Genomic DNA, 5,546 nt, shown 5'->3' on the forward strand with positions numbered 1-5,546 from the left:
CCGCTGTCGAAAGGGAGAGCGCGCGTAGGTTCGCGAGGTACGAGCGAATCGAGCACGGTCGACCGTCGACAGGGGCACAAAGCGCCCGGAGGCGAACCGAGCCCTCTAAAAAGAAGGCGGGCGCGACTCGTAGGGGGTTGACAGGACCACCGTGGTGCGGGTCGAGACTCCTGCCAGGGAGCGGATGCGGGTGAGGAGGTGTTCCAGTTCCAGCGGGGTGGGGACCCGGACCTTCAGGATGTAGTTCTCGTCCCCCGCCACACTGTGGCACGCCTCGATCTCCGGGATTCCCGCGAGCCGTTCCGCGATGTCGTCGGGCGCGCTCGGATCGAAGGGTTTCACCGAGATGAACGCGGTGAGCGGCAGGCCGACCGCCTCCGGGTCGACGACCGCCGCGTAGCCGCGGATGACTCCGCGCTGCTCCAGCCTGCGTACGCGCTGATGCACGGCCGAGGTGGACAGGCCGGTGGCCTTGCCCAGGTCTGTGTAGCTCATCCGGCCGTCGTTGACGAGCAACTCCACGATCTGACGATCCAGCTCCTCCATGCGGATCAACCTATTGCCCCAGGTCACTTCAGGCACAGTCGGCAAATCAGCCGAAGGGCACCTGCGGGCGGCATGTGACGAAAACCACAGGTCTCCGGCGCGGTCCTTCGAGACCTTACGGTTACCTGGCTCGCGCGACGGGAATTGCTTGCTGTGGTCGAGACCACAAGTGCCTGGTCGGCCCACCCGAGGGGGAATGTCTCCATGCAGAGCCTGAAGCGCGCCGGACGTATCGAACCGGAGCCCGTTGATCTCGTCGACGCCGACGACATCGACTTCTACGACACCTTCGAGATGTACCGGGTCGTCTGCCCGGACTGTGCGCAGCCGATCGCGCTGCTGGCGGACGAGGACGTCCTGCCGGAGCACGCTCTGTGCCCCACTCCGTGGAACCCGTTCGTGCTCTCCGTCTGCGCCGGTACGGGCCGTTCGGCGTCGGATGCCCGCCCCGCCGACGAGACCGTCGAGGCACAGGAGCAGGACACCGCGCTGCTGCTGACGCTCCCTCAGGGGCTCAACTGGCGGACGCAGCCGTTCTCACACGTCGGCGGACCGGGCTCGCGCCCGTTCAAGGTGCCCGCCGCCCAGCCGCACGCCGCCTGAGAAGACCCCCGGCGCGTCCGCTGACGGGGCGTCAGAGAGCGCGCCGGGGAGCCGGATCAGCGTGTTTCCGGGCCCGCGAGATGACGGGCGATCACCATGCGCTGGATCTGGTTGGTGCCCTCGACGATCTGGAGCACCTTCGCCTCGCGCATGAAGCGCTCCACCGGGAAGTCCGCGGTGTAGCCGTAGCCGCCGAGGACCTGTACGGCGTCCACGGCGACCTGCATCGCGGTGTCCGTGCAGAACAGCTTGGCCATGGCGGCCTGTTGGGAGAACGGCTTGCCCGCGTCGCGGAGCCGGGCGGCGGTGAGATAGAGCGCGCGTCCCGCCTCGATCCTCGTGGCCATGTCGGCGAGCAGGAAGCGCAGCCCCTGGAAGTCGGCGATGGGCCTGCCGAACTGCCGTCGCCCGGTGGCGTATTCGACGGCTTCGTCCAGGGCGGCCTGGGCGAGACCGATGGCGCACGCGGCGATACCGAGACGGCCCGAGTCGAGCGCCGACAGGGCGATCGCGAAGCCCTGTCCCTCCTCGCCGATACGGCGGCCGTCGGCCACCCGTACACCGTCGAAGTGGAGTTGGGCGGTGGGCGAGCCCTTCATGCCCATCTTCTTCTCCGGAGACGCGGCGTTCAGGCCCGGGGCGTCGCCCGGTACGAGGAACGCCGTGATGCCCCGGGCGCCCTCCTCGCCGGTGCGGGCCAGCACGGTGTAGAAGTCCGCGATCCCGCCGTGCGTGATCCAGGCCTTGGTGCCGCTGATCACCCAGTCGCCGCCGTCCCGTACGGCCCTCGTACGGAGTGAGGCGGCGTCCGAGCCGGAGGCGGGCTCGGAGAGGCAGTAGGCACCGAGAAGGCCGCCGCTCAGCATGGCGGGAAGGTATTCGGCCTGCTGCTCCTTGGTGCCGTAGCCGGCGAGGGCGTGGCAGGCCAGGGAGTGCACGCTGACGCCGAGGCCGACGGTGAGCCGGGCCGCGGCCAGTTCTTCGAGTACCTGGAGGTAGACCTCGTAGGGCTGGTCCCCGCCGCCGTGGACGGAGTCGTAGGGAAGGCCGAGCAGGCCGGACTCGGAGAGCAGGGTGAAGAGTTGGCGCGGGAAGTGCCCCGCTTCCTCCTCCTCGGCGGCCGAGGGGGCGATCTCCCGCTCGATGATGTCGTGCACGAGGGCGACGAGGTCCTTGGACTCCTCGGTGGGCAGTTGCCTGTCCACCGATCGCGGGGCGCGGTCGGGCATGGCGGCGCTCTCCTCCCTGTCGGGCGCTACGGCGGTCGCACGCGCTGGGTGTGGCGGCGGCGCCGGCTGGTGTCCGGGGGTGCCCCCGGACGGCGGTTCTGCCGAACCGATGCTGCCCTCCCGGATCACGGAAGCGGCTGACCAGCGGTTGTGGCGCGTCGAGTATGCCCGATCAGCGGCGTTCCGTCACGGGTCGCAGGGAGCGCCTCCGTACGGCCGAACCCGGTATGAACCATTGACCCACTGGTCTAGTCCTTCTAACGTTCCCTCTCAACGCGTTCATGTCACTCTCCCCCCACTCATATCTTCCTCCCCCACGAGGTGACTCCATGCTCGGGCTCCACCTCTCCCGTGCCCGGTTGCGGGCGCTGATCGCCGGCAGCGCCTCGGCCGAGGGGACCGCCGTCTCCGCCACCCCCACAGCGGCAGGCGACAAGGCCGTCGGTTACTTCACCAACTGGGGCGTCTACGACCGCGATTATCACGTCAAGAACATCGAGACCTCCGGCTCGGCCGGAAAGCTCACCCACATCAACTACGCCTTCGGCAATGTGACCGGCGGAAAGTGCGTCATCGGCGACTCGTACGCCGACTACGAGAAGGCGTACACCGCCGACCAGAGCGTCGACGGCGTCGCCGACACCTGGGACCAGCCGCTGCGCGGCAGCTTCAACCAGCTCCGCAAGCTCAAGGCGCTCCATCCCGGTCTCAAGGTCATCCGGTCGTTCGGCGGCCGGTCCTCAGGGCCTGGGCGGCACGTTCTTCTGGGAGCTGAGCGGCGACACGGCCGACGGTGAACTGATCAAGTCCATCGCCCAGGCACTGAACACATGGCTCGCCGGGGGCGGGGTGGCCGCTGCGCCCCCGTCCCCGGCGTCATATCGGCGGCGGTTCCGGCTGCTCCTCGCGTCCGGTGAAGGGGCGCCAGGTGAGGTCCGGCGGCGGCGCCGGGCACTCCGGCGCGAACTCCTCGATCGTGTTGAGGGTGTGGCGCAGCATACGGACCAGCAGATCGCGCGGAATCTCCAGCGTCAGCTCCTGGTGGCCCAGCCACTCCAGCGTGAGCCACTCGACACTGCTGAGCCAGCCGAGCAGCGCGAGCCGGGCGATCGGCGGGATGTCGCTCCTGCCGTAGGCGGCTTCGGCGAGTGTGATGACCAGACCTGTGCGCACGGCGTCCCGGATGGCCTGCACCTGGGTGTCGAAGCCGACGCCGCCGGTGATGATGGTGCGGTACGCGGCCTCGTTCTGCTGGGCGAAGCGGAGGTAGGCCTCCACCGTGCGCTGGATCCGTTCCGTACGCGGCAGTTCGGCACTGCCGGCGGCGGCGAGGGTGACCAGTTCGGCGACCGAGTCCTCGACGATGGCGAGGTAGTAGCCGCGCTTGTTCTTGAAGTAGTAGTAGATCAGGCCCTTGGCGACCCCGGCGTGCTGGGCGATGTCGTCCATCGACAGCGCGTCGTACGAGGTGTTGGCGAACAACTTCCGGCCGGTCGCGATGAGTTCGGAGCGCCGCATCTGCGATCGCGCGGAGTTGCCCCGCTGTTGACTACGGTTCACATTCGCGTCCTGGTCTCCGGCTGCCACGGGATTCCCGCAAGATTTCCCGCAGTATTGCAGAGGGAACAGGGCGTCTCACGGAGTGACCACGGCGCCCCGGTACCGGTGGCCCGGAGGCGAAGCGGAATGTCTCCGCCCCCGGGGTCCGGCCGTCCCCGGGCCGGTCAGAGCAGGCCCACCGCCCGCAGGGCGCGCCGCTGGGCCGTGGACGGCGCGGCGGGCCAGTAGACGTAGCACACACCGCCGGTGCCGGACGCCACATTGCCGGAGGCGTTGTACCGCTTGGTGCGGAGCCAGATCGTCTCCCACTCCGCACGGCGGTAGATCCGGCGTACGGCGGGATTGTCCGGCGAGGCGGGATCGTTGGCGATCACATCGCCGTCGGCCGTGAAGCCGATCACGGTCATGAGATGGCCCGAGGTGCCGTAGCCCGCTCCCGTCAGCTCCTCCTTGAGGAAGGACTGCGAGGTGATGACGGGGATGCCCGCGCGGATCAGGGTCTCCACCTCGGTGAGCGAGCCCAGCCGGGTGACGGCCGCGCTCATGTCCCGGTAGGTGGCCGCGTAGGCGGCGTTGAACGGCCAGTTGCCGCAGCCCTGGTACTGGTGGTCGTAGGTGAACCGGGCCGCGTGGCAGACCTGGGGATCGGCGTACTCCGGGTTGACCCAGGCGAGATCCCCGGCGCTCGGCCTGCGTCCCCAGTACTCGACGATCATCTGCGAGGAGGTGGGGCTGCACCACGCCTCGCCGCCGTTGTCGTACTCGGGATACTGCCCGGAGTGGATGTTCTGCGAGTAGCGCGGCACGGTCAGCTCACGGGCGAGCCCGGGTACGGAGACCGGAACGGTGAACCGGTCAGGGATGTCCGAGGCCATCGCGCCGACCCGGTGGACCGCGGGAGTGAGCCGGCTGCCGGGAGTGCGGTGGAGCGTGAGCCGCAGCCGGTAGGAGTCCAGGCGCAGCCCGCCCGCCGGGGCGTCCACCGAGAAGGTGTCGGTCCAGACGGTGCTGCGCCCGTCGCTCTGGCCGTCGACGGAGGTGCGCCGGATGTCGTCCGCGCCGTCGCCGGCGGTCCAGCGGCCCATCACGTACCAGGGGGTGTCGGTGCCGTCGGAGTACCGGCCGCGCAGCTCGATCTGGAGCCAGGTGCCCGCCGGGGTCGTGGCGTTCCAGGAGGCGATCACCTCGGTGGCGGGGACCGTCGAGCGGTGCACGGGCGAGGTCCAGGTCGCGTACTCCCAGGTGGTGGTCCGCCCGGTGTGCGGATCGGAATAGTCCGTACGGCCGACCGGAGCGCCGATCACCAGTGCGGGCCGGCCGCCGGACACGACCCGGGTGCCCTGGTGCCCGCCGGAGCGCCAGTCCGTGTACGAGGTCCAGAAGGCATTGTCCACAAGGGGCCCGGCGCGGTCGGGAGCGGTCGGGGCCGAGGAGCCGGCCGCTGCCGCCGGGGCGGCGGAGACCGCTCCGGCGCCGGCGGCGGCGAGCACGGATCGGCGCGAGGCGGAACTGGTCACGGGACCTCCGGTCGAGGGCGGAGAGAGACGGAGAACGGGGAGAAAGGAGATGGAGAGGGGAGAGAAGAGAGAAGGGGGGACGGAGGGGGGA

5 protein-coding genes and 1 pseudogene are annotated in these 5,546 nt (G+C 69.7%); 2 read left to right on the forward strand and 4 right to left on the reverse strand.

Translation table 11 applies throughout. The features are described from left to right. Positions 1-105 precede the first annotated feature (105 nt). Entirely contained in the window at positions 106-546 is a 441-nt protein-coding gene (locus tag BFF77_RS30575) for an Lrp/AsnC family transcriptional regulator (protein WP_066956527.1), read from the reverse strand. Positions 547-750: 204 nt separating this feature from the next. Between BFF77_RS30575 and BFF77_RS30580 the strand changes: the two genes are divergently transcribed. Then, complete coding sequence (locus BFF77_RS30580; protein WP_066956530.1) at positions 751-1,149, forward strand: hypothetical protein; 399 nt, start codon at positions 751-753, stop codon at positions 1,147-1,149. Between the two features lie 56 nt (positions 1,150-1,205). On the opposite strand, the gene BFF77_RS30585 is transcribed toward BFF77_RS30580, so the two are convergent. Next, positions 1,206-2,378 carry an acyl-CoA dehydrogenase family protein gene (locus BFF77_RS30585; protein ID WP_066956533.1) on the reverse strand — a complete coding sequence of 391 codons (1,173 nt, stop codon included), beginning with the start codon at positions 2,376-2,378 and terminating at the stop codon, positions 1,206-1,208. Between the two features lie 329 nt (positions 2,379-2,707). On the opposite strand from BFF77_RS30585, the pseudogene BFF77_RS30590 reads away from it, so the two are divergent. Then, positions 2,708-3,112 (forward strand): annotated as a pseudogene (locus tag BFF77_RS30590) (glycosyl hydrolase family 18 protein); the annotation flags it as partial. 142 nt (positions 3,113-3,254) lie between these two features. Here BFF77_RS30590 and BFF77_RS30595 read toward each other — a convergent pair. Both BFF77_RS30595 and BFF77_RS30600 read right to left on the reverse strand, forming a co-directional pair. Then, positions 3,255-3,938 (reverse strand): TetR/AcrR family transcriptional regulator, encoded by a 684-nt coding sequence (locus BFF77_RS30595; RefSeq protein ID WP_425424448.1) that lies wholly within the window; start codon positions 3,936-3,938, stop codon positions 3,255-3,257. A gap of 164 nt (positions 3,939-4,102) precedes the next feature. Beyond that, the gene (locus BFF77_RS30600; RefSeq protein WP_066956539.1) at positions 4,103-5,455 is read right to left on the reverse strand and encodes a peptidase C39 family protein; all 1,353 of its coding nucleotides are present in this window, start codon (positions 5,453-5,455) and stop codon (positions 4,103-4,105) included. Between the last annotated feature and the right edge of the window lie 91 nt (positions 5,456-5,546).

Origin of the sequence: Streptomyces lushanensis (assembly GCF_001700515.1) — a bacterium.
Classification (GTDB): Bacteria; Actinomycetota; Actinomycetes; order Streptomycetales; family Streptomycetaceae; genus Streptomyces; species Streptomyces lushanensis.